The sequence below is a fragment of the Undibacterium sp. Ji22W genome (assembly GCF_049340305.1).
Taxonomy (GTDB): domain Bacteria; phylum Pseudomonadota; class Gammaproteobacteria; order Burkholderiales; family Burkholderiaceae_D; genus Undibacterium.
In genome coordinates this window covers 410850-427796 of the sequence record NZ_JBMPOU010000001.1, presented here as the reverse complement: position 1 = coordinate 427796, position 16947 = coordinate 410850, and the positions used below count along the sequence as shown (strand labels likewise).

Annotated in this window: 13 protein-coding genes; 6 read left to right on the top strand and 7 right to left on the bottom strand. The window is 45.8% G+C overall.

Going from position 1 to position 16947, the window contains the following annotated elements:
* Positions 1-23 precede the first annotated feature (23 nt).
* Positions 24-2345 (bottom strand): DNA translocase FtsK, encoded by a 2322-nt coding sequence (locus ACO0KW_RS01715; RefSeq protein ID WP_423050017.1) that lies wholly within the window; start codon positions 2343-2345, stop codon positions 24-26.
* A gap of 462 nt (positions 2346-2807) precedes the next feature.
* Between ACO0KW_RS01715 and ACO0KW_RS01710 the strand changes: the two genes are divergently transcribed.
* The 4 genes from ACO0KW_RS01710 to ACO0KW_RS01695 all read left to right on the top strand — a co-directional run bounded on the left by ACO0KW_RS01710 (position 2808) and on the right by ACO0KW_RS01695 (position 8457).
* Positions 2808-4586, top strand: a complete 1779-nt coding sequence (locus ACO0KW_RS01710; RefSeq protein WP_423050015.1) for a pre-peptidase C-terminal domain-containing protein — start codon at positions 2808-2810, stop codon at positions 4584-4586.
* Between the two features lie 244 nt (positions 4587-4830).
* Positions 4831-6498, top strand: coding sequence for an alpha-amylase family glycosyl hydrolase (locus tag ACO0KW_RS01705; RefSeq protein ID WP_423050013.1), 1668 nt, complete (start codon positions 4831-4833; stop codon positions 6496-6498).
* A gap of 252 nt (positions 6499-6750) precedes the next feature.
* Positions 6751-7704 carry a thioredoxin-disulfide reductase gene (trxB, locus tag ACO0KW_RS01700; protein WP_423050011.1) on the top strand — a complete coding sequence of 318 codons (954 nt, stop codon included), beginning with the start codon at positions 6751-6753 and terminating at the stop codon, positions 7702-7704.
* 111 nt (positions 7705-7815) lie between these two features.
* The gene (locus ACO0KW_RS01695; protein ID WP_423050009.1) at positions 7816-8457 is read left to right on the top strand and encodes a Smr/MutS family protein; all 642 of its coding nucleotides are present in this window, start codon (positions 7816-7818) and stop codon (positions 8455-8457) included.
* An 86-nt stretch (positions 8458-8543) separates the two neighbouring features.
* Here the strand turns inward: ACO0KW_RS01695 and ACO0KW_RS01690 are convergent, their stop codons facing one another.
* Both ACO0KW_RS01690 and ACO0KW_RS01685 read right to left on the bottom strand, forming a co-directional pair.
* Positions 8544-8882, bottom strand: a complete 339-nt coding sequence (locus ACO0KW_RS01690) for a P-II family nitrogen regulator (protein WP_186942768.1) — start codon at positions 8880-8882, stop codon at positions 8544-8546.
* Positions 8883-8919: 37 nt separating this feature from the next.
* Complete coding sequence (locus ACO0KW_RS01685) at positions 8920-10533, bottom strand: NAD+ synthase (RefSeq protein ID WP_423050007.1); 1614 nt, start codon at positions 10531-10533, stop codon at positions 8920-8922.
* Positions 10534-10551: 18 nt separating this feature from the next.
* Between ACO0KW_RS01685 and ACO0KW_RS01680 the strand changes: the two genes are divergently transcribed.
* Complete coding sequence (locus ACO0KW_RS01680; RefSeq protein ID WP_423050005.1) at positions 10552-11709, top strand: GNAT family N-acetyltransferase; 1158 nt, start codon at positions 10552-10554, stop codon at positions 11707-11709.
* Positions 11710-11917: 208 nt separating this feature from the next.
* A complete protein-coding gene (locus ACO0KW_RS01675; protein WP_423050002.1) occupies positions 11918-12958 on the top strand; it encodes a serine/threonine protein kinase in 1041 nt (346 codons plus the stop codon).
* Between the two features lie 91 nt (positions 12959-13049).
* Here ACO0KW_RS01675 and ppa read toward each other — a convergent pair whose 3' ends face one another.
* From ppa to ACO0KW_RS01655, 4 genes are all read right to left on the bottom strand, one after another.
* Positions 13050-13586: an inorganic diphosphatase gene (gene ppa, locus ACO0KW_RS01670; protein ID WP_423050000.1), complete on the bottom strand. Its 537-nt coding sequence runs from the start codon at positions 13584-13586 to the stop codon at positions 13050-13052.
* Between the two features lie 129 nt (positions 13587-13715).
* On the bottom strand, positions 13716-14912 hold the full coding sequence (locus ACO0KW_RS01665; RefSeq protein ID WP_423049998.1) for a heme biosynthesis protein HemY: 1197 nt from the start codon (positions 14910-14912) through the stop codon (positions 13716-13718).
* Between the two features lie 15 nt (positions 14913-14927).
* The gene (locus tag ACO0KW_RS01660; RefSeq protein WP_423049997.1) at positions 14928-16127 is read right to left on the bottom strand and encodes a uroporphyrinogen-III C-methyltransferase; all 1200 of its coding nucleotides are present in this window, start codon (positions 16125-16127) and stop codon (positions 14928-14930) included.
* A complete protein-coding gene (locus ACO0KW_RS01655) occupies positions 16124-16918 on the bottom strand; it encodes a uroporphyrinogen-III synthase (protein ID WP_423049995.1) in 795 nt (264 codons plus the stop codon). The genes ACO0KW_RS01660 and ACO0KW_RS01655 overlap by 4 nt, the downstream gene beginning before the upstream one ends.
* Between the last annotated feature and the right edge of the window lie 29 nt (positions 16919-16947).

Below are 16947 nucleotides of genomic sequence, written 5' to 3'. Positions count from 1 at the left end.
TAACGCGGCAGCAAAAAAAACGTCTACTCTGCGTTTCCAGCAGGCACCAAAATCTCACGATTGCCATTCGATTGCATAGTTGACACCACACCACTGGTTTCCATTTGTTCCAGTAATCGCGCTGCCCGGTTGTAACCAATCCGCAGATGTCGCTGTACCAGCGAAATTGAAGCGCGGCGATTCTTCAAAACGATCGCTACGGCCTGATCATACAAGGCATCGGCTTCTCCACCACCTTCACCCGGCGCCAGTACATCGCCGCCCTCTTCCAGCACACCGCCTTCTAAGATGCCTTCAATGTAATTTGGTTCGCCCTGCTCTTTCAAATGTTTCACCACGCGATGGACTTCTTCATCCGATACAAAAGCACCATGTACACGTACTGGCAAACCTGTTCCCGGCGGCATGTATAACATGTCACCCATACCAAGCAAAGATTCTGCGCCCATCTGATCTAAAATTGTCCGTGAATCGATTTTGCTACTGACTTGAAACGCTATGCGAGTAGGAATATTCGCTTTGATCAAACCAGTGATGACATCAACCGATGGACGCTGCGTCGCCAGAATCAAGTGTAAACCCGCCGCCCGCGCTTTCTGTGCAATACGGGCGATCAATTCCTCGACTTTCTTACCGACTACCATCATCAGATCTGCCAACTCATCAATGATGATGACGATGGTGGGGAGTTTCTCTAAAGGTTCGGGTGCATCGGGCGTCAAGCTAAATGGATTCGGAATATGTTCTTCACGCTTTGCAGCTTCCGCGATTTTGACGTTGTATCCTGCGAGATTACGTACGCCCAATTTCGACATCAATTTATAGCGACGTTCCATCTCGTTCACCGCCCAATTGAGCGCATGTCCTGCTTGTCGCATGTCAGTCACTACCGGTGCTAACAAATGCGGAATGCCTTCATACACCGACATCTCCAACATTTTAGGATCAATCAAAATCATCCTGACGTCATTCGGATCGGACTTGTACAGCAGAGATAATATGGTCGCATTAATGCCCACAGATTTACCCGAACCGGTAGTACCCGCTACCAGCAAATGCGGCATTTTTGCCAAATCAGCGACGACTGGATGACCAGCAATGTCTTTGCCCAGCGCAATCGTTAAGTTAGAAGAACTATCGTTGTACACTTTGGAACTTAAGATTTCAGTCAAACGCACAATCTGGCGCTTGGGATTTGGCAACTCCAAACCCATATAATTTTTGCCGGGAATAGTTTCGACCACACGTATCGAGGTCAAGGCGAAAGAACGAGCGAGATCACGCGCTAGTCCAACAATTTGGCTACCTTTAACACCCGTGGCTGGTTCAATTTCATACCGCGTAATCACCGGACCAGGATAAGCCGCAATCACCTTCGCATCGACACCGAAGTCAGACAGTTTTTTCTCGATCAGACGACTGGTGAACTCCAAGGTTTCTATGCTGACCGTTTCCTGCGTCAACGGTGCTTCGTCGAGCAGTGATAATGGCGGTAAATTTGTATCCGGCATATCGTTAAACAAAGAAACTTGACGTTCTTTTTCAATGCGCTCAGATTTTTGTACGGCGACGACTTGCGGCTCAATTCGTATTGGTGGTGCTTCGACGATTTTGGCGCGTTCTTGAACTACGGTAGTTTCCCGTTTTACGGCTGCCGTTTCGCCGAGTTTGCGGTCTTCATGGTCAGTGTACTTTTTACGAATAAATTCAAAACTTGATTCAATTATGGTGCCTGTATTTTCAGCGATCTGCCACCATGACAAATGAAAGTACAAACTCAAACCGACTGCAATCACTAATAACAGTAGCAACGTCGCACCAGTAAATCCAAACGCCGCAGCACTCAGATTGCCGATCAATTCGCCCAATACACCGCCATGCACACTCGGCAATGCGACTTTTAGAGAATACAAGCGTAGGGATTCTAATCCCATACTACCGATCAGAATAAAAACAAAACCAAAAATTTGCGTCAGCTTGTCGACAAAGTGTGGCTCCTCATGCTCAGTCTGCATGTCTCGATTGAGCCGTCGATAGCTACGCCAAACTAAACGTAATAAAGCAAACCCAAACCACCAGGCTGAGAAGCCAAAAATAAATAAAGCCAGGTCAGCGATTCGTGCTCCGACAAATCCCCCGAGATTATGATAGCGATCAACCAAAATAGATCGCGACCACCCAGGATCCAAAGGGGAATAGGTGGAAAGCACGAGAATGAAATAAACAGTCAGTGCGGCAAACACAATCCAACGCACTTCACCCAACAAAATCACCATACGATTTGGCATCGGTGTTGAAGGTGCGGCCTGGCGACTGCGTTGGTAAACTTCGTTGGTATTTGGCATAAATTTCAAAGAGAAAAATCAAGCATGATTGTAGGGCAAAAGCCCGGGGTTTAGCTACTTAGTCGTTTATTCTTCTGCAAATATTGAACAAGCCTGAAATCCATTACCGACCTCCACCACGCGCGCCGACTTTGCCGCAATTCGTTAGTGCTTTCTTTTAAACTTTTTGTAGCTATCTCTCGATTTTCCTCGTTTCACGTAACATTTTTTTAATTTGGTGTTGCAACAACAATGTTCAACAAAAATGATTTGTTTTTCTTAAAGATCAGGTTATATTGCATGTAAATCGGTTTACATTAAAAATAAAAATGTAAATATTAGGACATTTAAGACCTGTGATTGGCACTTTTCCAGAGAGCCAAAAAAACTTAGCCAAATAAAAAATCCGATACAAGAAAACAGTAGCGCTCACGCGTTGTACGGGCGTCGAAAAAAACTGTCCAACATACTTGGAGACACAAAGTGCATACTTCCTTTTTCAAATCGATTGTGGTGACCCTAGCCATAACTCTTAGCCAAATTGCTTCTGCGGGTACTTGCCTTACCGCGGAAATAGAATCAAATAATGCCGATACTACCGCCAATAGCGGAGTTTGTTCGGGCACCAGTATCAGCGGAACGATTAGCTCTAGTACAGACTACGATTGGTTCAAAATTGAGGTTGCGGCAGCCGGCACCATCACCATCAACTTGTCACATGCGAGCGGCGCCGACTTAGACTGGTTTCTGTATCCAGCCAGTGGCTCCTACGTGGCCTACAAGTCCAGCAGCAGCAATCCAGAGACTGGCACCTATAATGCCCCGGCAGCGGGAACCTATTACATCAGAATCAAAAGCTATTCCGGGACGGGCACCTACAGTCTGAATGTCACGTTTCCAAATAATGGCAGCACACCGGATGTTCCACCGGTTACTCCACCGATTACCGCCGTAGTCACTGGTAAAGTTTGGCTTAACGGCGGTGCGATATCACAAGAGAACACCAGCATCTTTGTCACCGGTTTACGCCAGGCAACCGGCAAGAACACCAACATACCGAATATCAACAGCACCAGCAATTGCAGTACCGATTGGAACACCACACCTTGCCCGCGAGTTGCCGTAATTACGGCCTCAGCCGTAAATCAAGCCGATGGAGTCGATAAATTTAATAACGACACCACAACTGGCGCGTGGTCTTACTACAATTTATTTCAACGTCATGGCTTTTCACCAAAACATATTTTGAGTCACCACGATACTTACCTCGCGAATTCCGGCAACACCAGCACGCAAGGACTCGCCAACATTGCCATCATTAATCAGGCGGATCTGGTGTATGTGATTGGCGGCGATCAGTCACGTCTGTCTCGTACTTTTTTGAAAGATGATGGCAGTGATACTCCACTATTGGCGGCGATGCGTACACGTTACAACAACGGTAATTTAATCTATGCTGGTGATTCTGCTGGAACGGCTATTGCCCCCAGTACCTCGTATGGCGAGGGCGTCAGCATTGGCTACTTAAATCAAAATACCTTACGCAGCATTTCTCCCAGTAATTGCCCTTACGTCGCACCAGCGTCCGATGGTACGCCAGCACCTAGCTGTTTAAGTCACCCAACGAATGTGGATTTTGGCACAAAAATCAAAGGATTTGGCTTTGTCCCGAATGCAAATGTCGATACGCATTTCGACAATCGCGCGAGTCGTTCCGGGCGTCTGGGGCGTTTCATTGCAGCTTTAAAAAATATCGGTCCGAACGTGTCATATGGCATCGATCAAAATACTGCCCTATTCATTAATGCCGATGTTGCAACGGTGTATGGCAGCGGTGGCGTGTTTGTCGCCGAAGCAACTTCAAGTAATTTTGGTACCGGTAGTAAATTCAGCGCGACAGGCGTTCGTCTATCGTATCTGACAGCCGGTGACAGTTTCAAATTCAGTAATCGCACGATTACCACGAGCAAAACAAGCCTGATCGGCACTGGCGGCGTGGCTTATCAGTTCAGTAGTGCACTTAACTCCACCAATATCTTTGCGGTCGACGCAAATGGAATCGGAAGTTCCAGCGCCACATTCAAACACATGATCGATCAAACTCCGACGTCCAGCACTGGTAGCGCACCATCCGATTCGTACAACCCATTGTCTTTTACGCTGACATTTAAACGTGACAGCCAAACTCAGGGTTATAAAAATGCATCGGGTAGCTACAGCGGACCTTACACCATCAAGAAGGCCCTGCTCAACATAAATTAAACATCGACCAAGTGCCAACTGTTGCTCATCAAGGCATGACCCATAGTTGGTGCGAATTCAGCCAAGCTTAAAAGACCTGTTCAAACCAGAAATCTTAAAAGTGATCTCAGCATCACTTTTAAGATTTAACAAATTCAATGTGTAGTTTTACTACAAATAGTAAACAATATTTGGGTAATTCGTCATATTATGTGTTTTTTCCAACGTTAACTAAGACAAACATAACGTAGTTTTAATACATAAAATGAATAAAACACACTCTCTATTGAATCCATCAGCTTTGCTTTTCAGCCTTTGCAGTCTACTTAGCGCCTGTGGCGGCGGTGGAAGTTCAGCTCCAGTGAGCTTTAGTACACCAACCACACCCACTATTGAAACTCCCAGCACCAACCTGCCGACATTTGAAAACAGCAGCATCACCAAGAATGATCCAGGCAGTAGTCTTGGCGACAATTGGCGTCAAGGCCCGTTTATGGAAATCTATGTACGTGGCTACCAAGATAGCAATGGTGATGGGACCGGTGATTTACGTGGCGTCATTCAACGGCTCGATTATTTACAAGAACTAGGAGTACAGGGGATCTGGCTGATGCCCATCAGCCAAAGTGAAGATAAGGACCACGGTTACGCCGTCAAAGACTATCGCAGCATAGAAACACAATATGGGAATCTCGCCGATTTTGATGAATTATTGAAGCAAGCGCACGCACGTGGCATCGGCGTCATAATCGACTATGTGATGAACCATAGCGCGAACACACATCCGGCCTTCATCAACTCTGGTGACACCAGCACAAATAGCTATCGCAACTGGTACGTATGGAAAGACAGTGCGCCTACCGGTTGGAATATTTTCGGCAATAACCCATGGTATAACACCAAAAATGGCGCCTACTTCGCTGCCTTCTACTCAGGTATGCCGGACTTCAATTTACGCAATCCAGCGGTAGTCGAATTTCATCAAAATAATTTACGTTTTTGGCTCAATCGCGGGGTTGATGGTTTCCGTTTTGACGCCGTTGGAAATCTGATTGAAAACGATGCGGGCAACTGGGAAAGTCAACCAGAAAGCATCGCTTTAATGGGTAAAGTACAAGAGAATATTACGCAATACAGTAAGCGCTTTATCGTGTGCGAAGCTCCAGGCAATCCGCTTGCCTTTGCGGCTAGTAATTCTTGCGGCAATGCATTTGCATTCAAACATAATTACGACATCGTGAATGCCGCCAAAGGGCAAAGTAGTGCGATTCAAGCAGTTGCAGATTATTTCAATACCGCACCGCTCACCATCGCCACCATGATTTCCAATCACGACGAATTTGCTGGTGCGCGTCTATGGGATCAGCTTGGCGGCAACTTAACGCAATATCAACTCGCTACGGCAACTTACTTGCTGCAGCCCGGTACGCCTTTTATTTACTACGGTGAAGAAATAGGTATGGCAGGAGCTGGTAGCCTCAGTGGCGACGCAAAATTACGCACGCCCATGAGTTGGAGCAGTAATAGCGTCAATGCAGGCTTCACGAGCGCCACGCCATTTCGCGCCTTATCTGCGAATGTCAGCACCCAAAACGTCACCACGCAAGGACAAGACTCGCATTCCCTTCTACAGTTTTACAAGAGCTTGATTCAATTACGCAAACAACGCCTATCGCTCAATCAAGGTAACTATACTAATGCCACGGTTACTGCCAAGGTACTCAGTTTTCAACGGCAGGCAGGCAATGAAATTTCATGGGTTATTATCAATTATGGGAGCGAGAACACCGCACTCAGTCTCAAAAACTTAGCAGCAAATGCAAAGCTCGCTAGTGTCTATCCCAATAATCAATTGCAGCTCTCTGCAGATAGCGGTGGAATTGCGATTCTTAATGTTCCAGCTTTCTCCATTTGGGTTTTGACGAATAATTGAGTTAGTAAATAGACTCGAAATTGACGACCAAACTAATTGACGTAATGATCACTCTACAGCCTTATCGGTTAAGTTAAAAGATAAGGCTGCAGCCCCCTCCTCCCTCCTTAGCTCCACAGCGAATCCACCAATCCTTGACTTGAATAAAGTCAAGTTGCCCCAAATCTGGGATAATCCAACATTTCGCAAATCAAAGCAGCGATTTTCGCCGTTCGATAACATTTATTCACGACCTTTTTCATCGGAACCACTATGTCTACACCTAAATCAACTAAGCACGCACATGTTTTGATTCTCGGCTCTGGCCCAGCTGGTTATTCCGCAGCCGTGTATGCAGCACGCGCCAATCTGAAACCTGTTTTAATCACAGGTGTCGAACAAGGTGGTCAATTAATGACAACGACTGACGTTGAAAATTGGCCAGCCGATCCTAACGGCGTCCAAGGTCCAGAATTGATGCAACGTTTTTTAGAGCACGCAGAACGCTTCAACACAGAAATTATTTTTGATTATATCCACACCGCGAAGTTGACCGAAAAGCCTATCCGACTGATCGGCGATCAAGGTGAATACACTTGCGACTCCTTAATCATTTCAACTGGTGCATCGGCGCAATACTTAGGCTTGCCATCAGAAGAAGCTTTCATGGGTAAAGGTGTTTCCGCTTGCGCCACTTGCGATGGATTCTTTTATCGCGGCAAAGAAGTCGCCGTGGTCGGTGGTGGTAACACTGCTGTGGAAGAGGCTTTGTATTTGTCGAATATTGCCAGCAAAGTGACCGTTATTCATCGTCGTGACAAATTCCGCGCCGAAGCGATTTTGATCGACCGCTTAATGGCCAAAGTCGCCGAAGGTAAAGTGGAAGTGAAATGGAATCACACTTTAGATGAGGTCACTGGCGATGCATCTGGCGTGACAGGTATTAATATCAAATCTGCGGATGGTGTTGTCAGCGCTGTGCCTTTACATGGCGTCTTCATCGCCATCGGTCATAAGCCAAATACCAGCATTTTTGAAGGTCAACTGGAAATGAAAAACGGTTATATCATTACCAAAATGGGCAATGAAGGCATGGCGACGGCCACTAATATTCCTGGTGTGTTTGCAGCGGGTGACGTGCAAGATCACATCTATCGTCAAGCGATTACGAGTGCAGGTACTGGCTGTATGGCAGCACTCGACGCACAGCGTTTCTTAGAAGAATAAAATTGGACCGCAGAGGCGCAGAGGACGCAAAGAAGCATTTGAAAACTCTGCGCCTTCTGCGCCTCTGCGGCAAGGTCTTTTCACCTCTCTACTTCATCAGCAAACATCATCATGGGCTCATCAATGAAATCTTTTGCTGACCTTCAACAAGTTGGCAAACAGCTCAAAGAACAACAAGCACAACGCGAAAAAGCTGAGGCGGAACGGATAGCGCGCGAAAAGCAGGCAGCTATCGAAGCGAATATTTTTCGCAGTAGCATCGGCGAAGTTCAAGTATTAAAGCAACCAGAAAAATTCCACTCATTACCTAAGAAACCGCAGCCACTTCCCTTCAAACATATTGAAGATGAACAAAAGGCTTTGCAGGAATCTTTATCTGATGAATTTGACGCAGGAACTTTACTTGAATCAGACGAGAATCTTAGCTACACCCGCGTCGGAGTAGGCATCGATGTCGCAAAAAAATTGCGCCAAGGTGCTTGGGTCATACAAGCCCAGTTAGACTTACATGGTATGCGGCGTGATCAGGCACGTGATAATCTCGGCGAATTTTTACGCAAATGCCTACGCAGTGGGTATCGCTGCGTGCGGATTATTCATGGTAAGGGCTTGGGCTCAATCAACAAAGAACCTGTATTGAAAAACAAGGTGCGTAATTGGCTGATACAGAAGGATGAAGTCATAGCCTTTAGTCAGGCGACCGCGGCAGATGGCGGTTCTGGCGCTTTGATCGTTTTGCTACGAGCTTCCTAAATAAAAATAGATTAAAAAAACAGGCGCGAATCACACTTAAGATTCGCGCCTGTTTTTACGTTTGTTTTCATGCAGCTTCTGGAAATTTAGACGGCTTCTGATCCTGTCTCACCAGTACGAATACGTATCACTTGCTCGACATTCTGCACAAAGATTTTGCCATCGCCGATCTTACCGGTATGCGCCGCTTTGATGATCGCATCGACTACGTGATCACAAACCTTATCATCGACCACCACTTCGACTTTAATTTTCGGTAGAAAATCAACGACATACTCAGCTCCGCGATATAACTCAGTGTGCCCTTTTTGACGACCAAAACCTTTAACTTCAGTCACCGTCAAACCGGTAACGCCGACTTCAGCCAAGCCTTCGCGGACCTCGTCCAATTTAAATGGTTTGATGATTGCGGTAATTTGTTTCATGTTTTCCTCACTGAGTGTCTATTATGTGTCTACTATATTAGTCGCGAAATTTCGATGTAATCGGATAACGCCAATCACGCCCGAAAGCGCGGTGCGTAATACGGATTCCAACCGGTGCCTGACGTCGCTTATATTCATTAATTTTAATCAAGCGCGTGATACGTTCCACATCGGCTTCGCTGTAACCCGCCGCAATAATTTCAGCTCGTGACTGATTTTCTTCCATGTAGAGCTGCATAATGCCATCGAGAATATCATATGGCGGCAACGAGTCTTGATCCTTTTGATCTGGTCGCAATTCCGCAGAAGGTGGTCGCGTAATAATGCGTTCAGGGATCACATCACCAATCGAGTTTCTATACGTGCAAAGGCGATACACCATGGTTTTCGCAACGTCTTTAATCACCGCAAAACCACCCGCCATGTCGCCGTACAAAGTGCAATAACCGACCGCCATCTCGCTCTTATTGCCGGTGGTCAGAACAATCGATCCATACTTATTCGACATCGCCATCAATATCGTACCGCGAATGCGTGCCTGAATATTTTCTTCTGTCGTGTCTTCTTTTAAGCCGGCAAATTCCTGACTCAAAGTATTTTTGAATGCACTAAAACATTCATTGATAGAAATCTCGTCGTAGCGCACGCCAATACGCTTGACCATTTCTCGTGAATCTAACCAGGAAATATCAGCGGTATACGGCGAAGGCATCATCACTGCACGGACCTTGTCCGCACCCAAAGCATCGACCGCAATCGCCAAAGTCAAAGCAGAATCGACACCACCTGAAAAACCGATCAAGACACTAGGAAAGCCATTCTTTGTCACATAGTCACGTACACCCAACACCAAGGCACGATAGATCTGTGCTTCTACTGGTAAAGTCTGTGTAACGGTGCTGAGTTGCGGCACACCATCGATAAAATCAATGACCTGCAAATCGGCTTCACAATGTCTTAGCTGTGCGCAAACTTGTCCTTCACAATCGAGTACAAAAGAATTGCCGTCAAAAATTAATTCATCCTGACCGCCCAACAAGTTCGCATACACCAGACTCATACCTAGTTTGCTGATGTTTTGACGCATGACTTCAATCCGGAAATCACTTTTATTCATGTGAAACGGCGAAGCATTCGGCGCCAACAAAACTTGTGCTCCGGCAGCGCGCGCTAATTGCGGCGCGTCGCCATTCCAAACATCTTCACAAATATTGAGGCCGAATTTCGTACCCTTCACTTCGAACACAACAGCATCATCTCCCGTGGAGAAATAACGCTTCTCATCAAACACCGCATCATTCGGCAAAGCGTGTTTCAAGTAGGTATGCGTAATGTTGCCATTCAACAAAACTGAAATCGCGTTATAGTGATGCCCATGCTGCTCCAATGGATGTCCAACCAAAACATGCACATCTGAAAATGGCTGCAAGTCACGCGCTAGTTTTTGGAGTGCAAGCGCCGTTTGCTGATAAAACGCGCTACGCAGTAACAGGTCCTCGGGGGGATAGCCGACCAGCGATAGTTCAGGTGTGACAACGATGTCGGCAGCTTGTGCCGCGGCACGGGTCACGTAATCAAGAATTTGCTGAGCATTGCCTGTGAGATCACCGACGATGCTGTTCATTTGAGCGATAGCAACTTTTACAGTCATAAGGTTTTGCAATAAGCTATGAATTCTGAAGTCTCACATTATCGCATGTGCTTGGTTGATTCTCTATCGGAGATTGGACAAACAAATTGGGATGGCTTACTGCAGTTGCAAGCACAAGCGAATCCTTTTTTATCATTTGCTTTCTTAGACGCGCTACATGAATCGGGTTCTGCTTCGGTCCAAACTGGCTGGGTTCCTCGTTTTATCTGTGTTTGGGAACAAGTCGAGGGACAAGAAACCCTCGTTGCCGCCATGCCCTTGTATGAAAAATTGCATTCCTATGGGGAATATGTGTTTGACTGGGCATGGGCAAATGCTTATCAACAGCATGGCATGGCGTATTACCCTAAATTATTATCTGCGATTCCTTTCACGCCTGTACAAGGAAGTCGCCTACTCAGTATTAACACTGAAGCACGGCAAGCTTTACTGAAATATTTGCAAAATCTAATGCAATCGCCGCGTTACTCTTCTTGCCATATCTTATTCCCTACGCCTGAAGAAGCGAGTATCTTGCAGAGCTCCCATTTCATGCTGAGACAAGGCGTGCAATTTCACTGGATCAATCATGGATATCATGATTTTGAAGATTTCTTGGCCAGCTTTGAACACAAGAAGCGCAAGAACATCAGAGCGGAACGGCGCAAAGTGCGAGATGCTGGAATACAGTTTCAACATCTGCGCGGAAAAGAAATTATCGAATCCGATTGGTGTTTCTTTAAGCAATGCTATGACCACACTTACGCCGAACATCAATCCAGCCCTTACCTCAATCTGGATTTTTTTCTGCGCATCGGCAAGAACATGCCAGACAATATTTATTTGGTTATCGCCAGCCTTGAAGAAGAAAAAGTCGCAGCTGCTCTCTTCATCCACGATCAGCACACACTCTATGGTCGCTATTGGGGCTGTTTGAAACATGTACCATGCTTGCATTTTGAAACGGCGTATTATCAAGCCTTAGAATTTTGTATACAGGAAAAAATCCAAGTCTTTGAAGGCGGTGCGCAAGGCGAGCATAAAATGGCGAGAGGATTTCTACCTCAAAAGACCTTCTCCGCACATTATCTACAAGAACCCGCATTCGCCGATGCGGTCGCGCACTTTCTACAACGTGAACATGGTGGCATTGATGATTACCTAGATGAACTGAGAGAACGAAATCCTTTTAGATAGTCGCCTGACTCGCCACTGAGTTGAGAGTTTATTGACAAAGGTAACTAGTATTATCAATATGAGAATACTTAGACTAAATACGCAACATAATTATCAGAAACCTGCATGGTTTTACATGTAAAGCAGGCAAATCCATTAGAATGTGCAGATGCAAAAAACCCATCATTATCAGATGGTTAGATATATTTAATTCAAGGTTTTCTTCCGTATGATGCAAAATGCCAATGTAAACAATCCAGCTGGGGCGAGCAAAACACCGATGCGCAGAATCGGTCGCTTTACTGTGACCGACAAGTTAGGCAGTGGCTCAAATGGTAGTGTCATGCTTGGTCACGATCCAATTATTGATCGTGCTGTCGCCATCAAAATCTTGAATAATCCGGTTGGTGCCACAGACAAAAAACAACGGGAACAACAGTTTATCAACGAGGCACGTGCTGCAGGCAGGCTCTCGCATCCAAATATCGTCACGATTTATGATGCGTCAACAGAAGGCGCCACAACCTTCATTGCAATGGAGTTCTTACAAGGCAAAGATTTGCGTGAATTGATGGCAGCAGGTAAACGTTTTGATGTGATTGAAGCTGCTGGAATTGCCTATAAAATCGCGAATGCCTTATCCTTTGCGCATAATCAAGGTGTGATTCATCGCGACATCAAACCAGCAAATATTTTCATCGTCGAAAATAATCAACCCAAAGTCGTCGACTTTGGAATTGCCCGTGTACCGAATCGTGTTCTCGACGAAAGTGGTCAGCCCCAGACCCTCTTCAAGGGCAATATCATGGGTACGCCAAACTACATGTCGCCCGAGCAAGCTTCTAGCCAACCAGTAACTGCGCTCACTGACGTGTATTCTTTAGGCGCAGTTTTGTATGAAATGCTGACTGGACAAAAGCCGTTCTCGGCGTCTGATTTTGACAAGCTGCTCTACAACATTACGCACAAAACACCAAAATCACCGGACTTGGTAAATCCTGAAGTACCAGAAAAATTGGCACACATAGTCATGAAAGCGATGCAAAAGAAACCGCATCGTCGTTACAAAAGCGCGGCAGAAATGGCACTCGCATTAAACAAATTCTTAGCCAGGGAAAAAAGGGCTAGACGCCAATCATCCTCGGGTGCCACCACCAAACCTGGTAACTCTTCAAATATGTTTGCTAATAAAAGCAATCTATTTTGGTTGGGCTGGGGTAGTTTTATTATCGGCGCAATCCTCGCGGTCTTAGCATTCAAGGCAAGATAATGAATTCGAGACGAAGAAATTTCGATAGGGAATTGAAAGCAAAGAAAAAGGCAGCCAAAGCTGCCTTTTTTTATAAATCTAACGGAGCAAATTACGCCAAAGATTTTTTGTAATTCTCTACGCCATTCAAGATCTCTGCACGAGCATCATCTGTACCGCCCCAGCCATCGATCTTGACCCATTTACCTGGTTCTAAATCTTTATAATGTTCAAAGAAATGCTGGATTTGATTTAAACGCAAAATGTTCAAATCTTCTGGCTTCTGCCAATGTTGGTAGATCGGCAGAATTTTGTCGATAGGGACCGCCAAGACTTTGCCATCCGCACCCGCCTCATCATGCATATTCAAGATGCCGATAGGACGGCAACGCACAACTACGCCTGGGATCAATGGAAATGGTGTAATCACCAATACATCCACTGGATCGCCATCGCCCGAAATCGTATTTGGCACGTAGCCGTAGTTACATGGGTAATGCATCGCTGTACCCATAAAACGATCCACAAAAATCGCGCCGCTTTCTTTGTCTACTTCGTACTTAATCGGATCCGCATTCATAGGGATTTCGATAATCACGTTAAAATCGTTAGGTAAATCACGGCCAGCTGACACTTTATTTAAACTCATAAGACGCTTTCAAAGTAAATCAAACACAATCGCCAGATTATAACGATTTTTAAGTACATTTGGTGCAATGCAGCAGCAATTCTATTAATTCCTCATCTACCCTACCTAGAGAAGTGCTTTTCGGCTTGACTACTGACTAGTCGCCAAAGCACATTGACGATAATGCTTCGTCGCCTCAGTCGTTTGTCCAAGTTTTTCATGTAATTGTGCCAAACTCAAGTTTGCTTCACGGACTATGCGGGCTTCCTCAGTATGATTTAATGCATCTTCCATATGCACTTGTGCTTTGCCCCACAGCTTTTGATGGAAGCATAGGACACCTAAGGTGAGCTCTAACTCTGCGTTCTTTGGGTGATTTTTCAACCAATCTTCGCAATGTTCAATTTGTGATCGTAATGCGGCAGAACCTTCGGATCCAGCTGCTTCGCGATAACTACGCAGCAGACGGTTATCCCATTCTTCAGCCAAAGATTTCTCGACGACAGCACGTGCTTCATCAAGCACCTGACATTTGGTGAATGCGGCGGCAGCACTCACAGCGATATAACGATTTTTACGTTCTGCAGAAGGTACTTCACTCCAGACCCGGCGCAAGGACTCTGCGTCATGTCGATGTTCTTTTAGCAATGCCTCATAAGATATTTCCCGCAAACGCCCGGCCAAAGCCGGATGAATCGCATGATTTTTTTCTAAAGTGCGAACAAGTTTGACAACTTCAGCCCAATTTTTTGCTTGTTGATTCGCCTTTAAGGCCCAGCGCAACACCTGGATATGGCGCTTACCGCGTGCATTCAATTCTTTGACTGCCTCTAAAGCTAGTTCGGCTTTATGCTCATCAACATATAACTCCGTCATCGTGACCAAACGTGCCGTCTTATATGCATTATCGTCTTCTATTCCAGCAAACCAAACGTTGCGGCGCTCAAATTGACTCATATGATGTGCAGCTCTGGCACCAATTAAACTTGCCAGTGCTTTGTTTTCTGGCAAATCTAAAGCCTTCGCCGCCGATTTTTCTGCATGACCAAAACGTCCCTCGAACAGCGCTTTCAGAGCATCCCGTAATGCGCGATTGCTTTCGCGTTCACGTTTACTTTGTCGATACTCAGCTACTTTTTTCGGCATCTCTGTCGTCGCAATGATGGTACGCACTACGAAATAAGTGACAAAAAACAAGAGCGCTAAAATCAGCAAGAAGAAATTTAAGGACAAATCAATTCTGGTTGGTGGATAGAACAACACCACATTACCAGCATTAAAGCGACCACCGATGGCAATGCCAGCGGCAAGTGCAAATAGAATAAGGATACGAATAAAGATGCGCATGTGTATGGGTTGAAATTAAGGTTTTACCTTGAAATTACGAACGGAATTGAGACTCTCATTCAGCGCTGGCATTTCTATCGATAAATTATTACTTTGAATTTGCTTTAACAATGACTGTGCCGTCTGCGCTTGCTTGGTGCGTACATCAAAATACTTCGAGATCAAATCTTGTGCAGAAATCATATCGCTACGGAACGCACCTTCGTTACGTGACAACAAAGCGAGGCGTGCATTGAGCAAACGCAATTTCAAATTTTCTTTAGCAAAATACGCTTGTGCAGGCGACAGCAACAAGGCATCTGGCGACTCCACATTTCGCACCCGAATCAACTGTTTCAGTTCAGTCCACATCTCGCTAGAGAAACTCTGCCAACGATCTTGTAACTGTGCGGAGAAAGTGCTGTCTGTCGCAACTTCTGCTTTATCACTCTTGGCTTTCGCAGCACGCGGCAAAACACGCAACGGTGCTTTCGGTGGTGTCGCGACTACTGGTGTTTTCTCATCTGACCACAAAGGAATGCTATCCACCTGTGCAATGACACTATCCAAGCGCAATACCAAACCGGTCAAATCCAGTTGCGGCAATGCCTTGAGCATTTCTATATCTTTGGCAATGGCGCGACGTACGGCGATAAATTGTGCTTTGTCAGATTTTGCCAAACGCGCGTCTGAATTTTGTAAAGCGATCAACGCGCCTTGTACATTTCCTGCCAATTGCAACTGCTGACTGGCAGTTGCTAACACTTGCTCAATTTCCGTCAATGCCCATTCATCACGACTCTTCGATAAATCCTGATACAGTTGCTCTAGAGCGACCTGCTGCCCTTGCGCCTCGGTTTGCTTCGCTTCCAAGACGCTGACTTTGGACTGCATATCTTTGGAAGTTTCTTGCACACTTTTCGCAATGCCTTTAATTTCACTATTATTGATATCTGCGGTCTGTAAGCGGCGCGCCACCTCTTCACGCAGAGAAGTGATTTGATTTTGCGATGAATACCAATGCGCTGCCAATAACATCGCCAAAACACCAGACAAAATATATGGTGCATTCACGGAACTGGTCAGGGACGGTGAGTTTACGTTTGTAGCCGCAGAAGCGGCTGCCGCAGCTTGTGCATTGTCTGTAGGCGTAACAACCGTAGCTGCTACGTTACTGGTATCGGTCGGATTATTCGTCGTCGACATAGTGTCTGTAGAGGGAGTTTGTTCATTCATAATGGTGATTGTAACGCGAGTAATAGCTTTTCGTCGCCAGAAGCACTCAAGCTTATATGTTTAAATCCTAATTCTCTTGCCACCTCAGCGATACGAAAATGAGGGACATACAAATGTTGCTGTTGCATTTTGGCGACTGCATTGTCCTGATCTAACTGAACACACCATCCTAACAAAGTCTTTAAAACGGCAGAACTAGTAATCACCCACGCACACGCTGCATTCAAATAAGTCTCTAATTCTTGTTTTTTTGACTCATCGAAAACGGGAGTGACGCGCCGATAAGCAGTGATCGACTGTACATGAATCTGCGCATTGCTTAAGGCGTCCGCAAAAAAATCACGCCCCGAATCAGCACGCACAATCAGCACTTTTTGTCCGCGTAAAGCCACCAAATCCAGTTCCTCCAGCAAGGTTTCCGAATCGGTTCTTTCTGTATTCGTCGGGCTAATAATTCGCACCGCAGCTTCGTCAATTCCATGTTTGAGCAAAGCCTGTCGACTTGCAGCACCCACGACAGCAATTGCGGTAGTTGAGGGCCAGCACCAGCTCGTATCAGTTATACGATTTAACAAGGCATCCACCGCGTTTGGGCTCACAAACATCAGTAAGGCATAGTTTTTTAAGTCGCACAAAGCCTGATCTAGTTCAGGATTTTCGAGAATAGTCTCAATCTCAAACATCGGAAACACCACAGACGGGCGCCCAACTTGCTGAAGTAAATCCACTAAATGCTGCGCCTGATGCAAAGGCCGGGTAATAACTACCGTTGAATCCACAGCTGCATTCATAGCGACACTCATAACAACATTCACAGTTA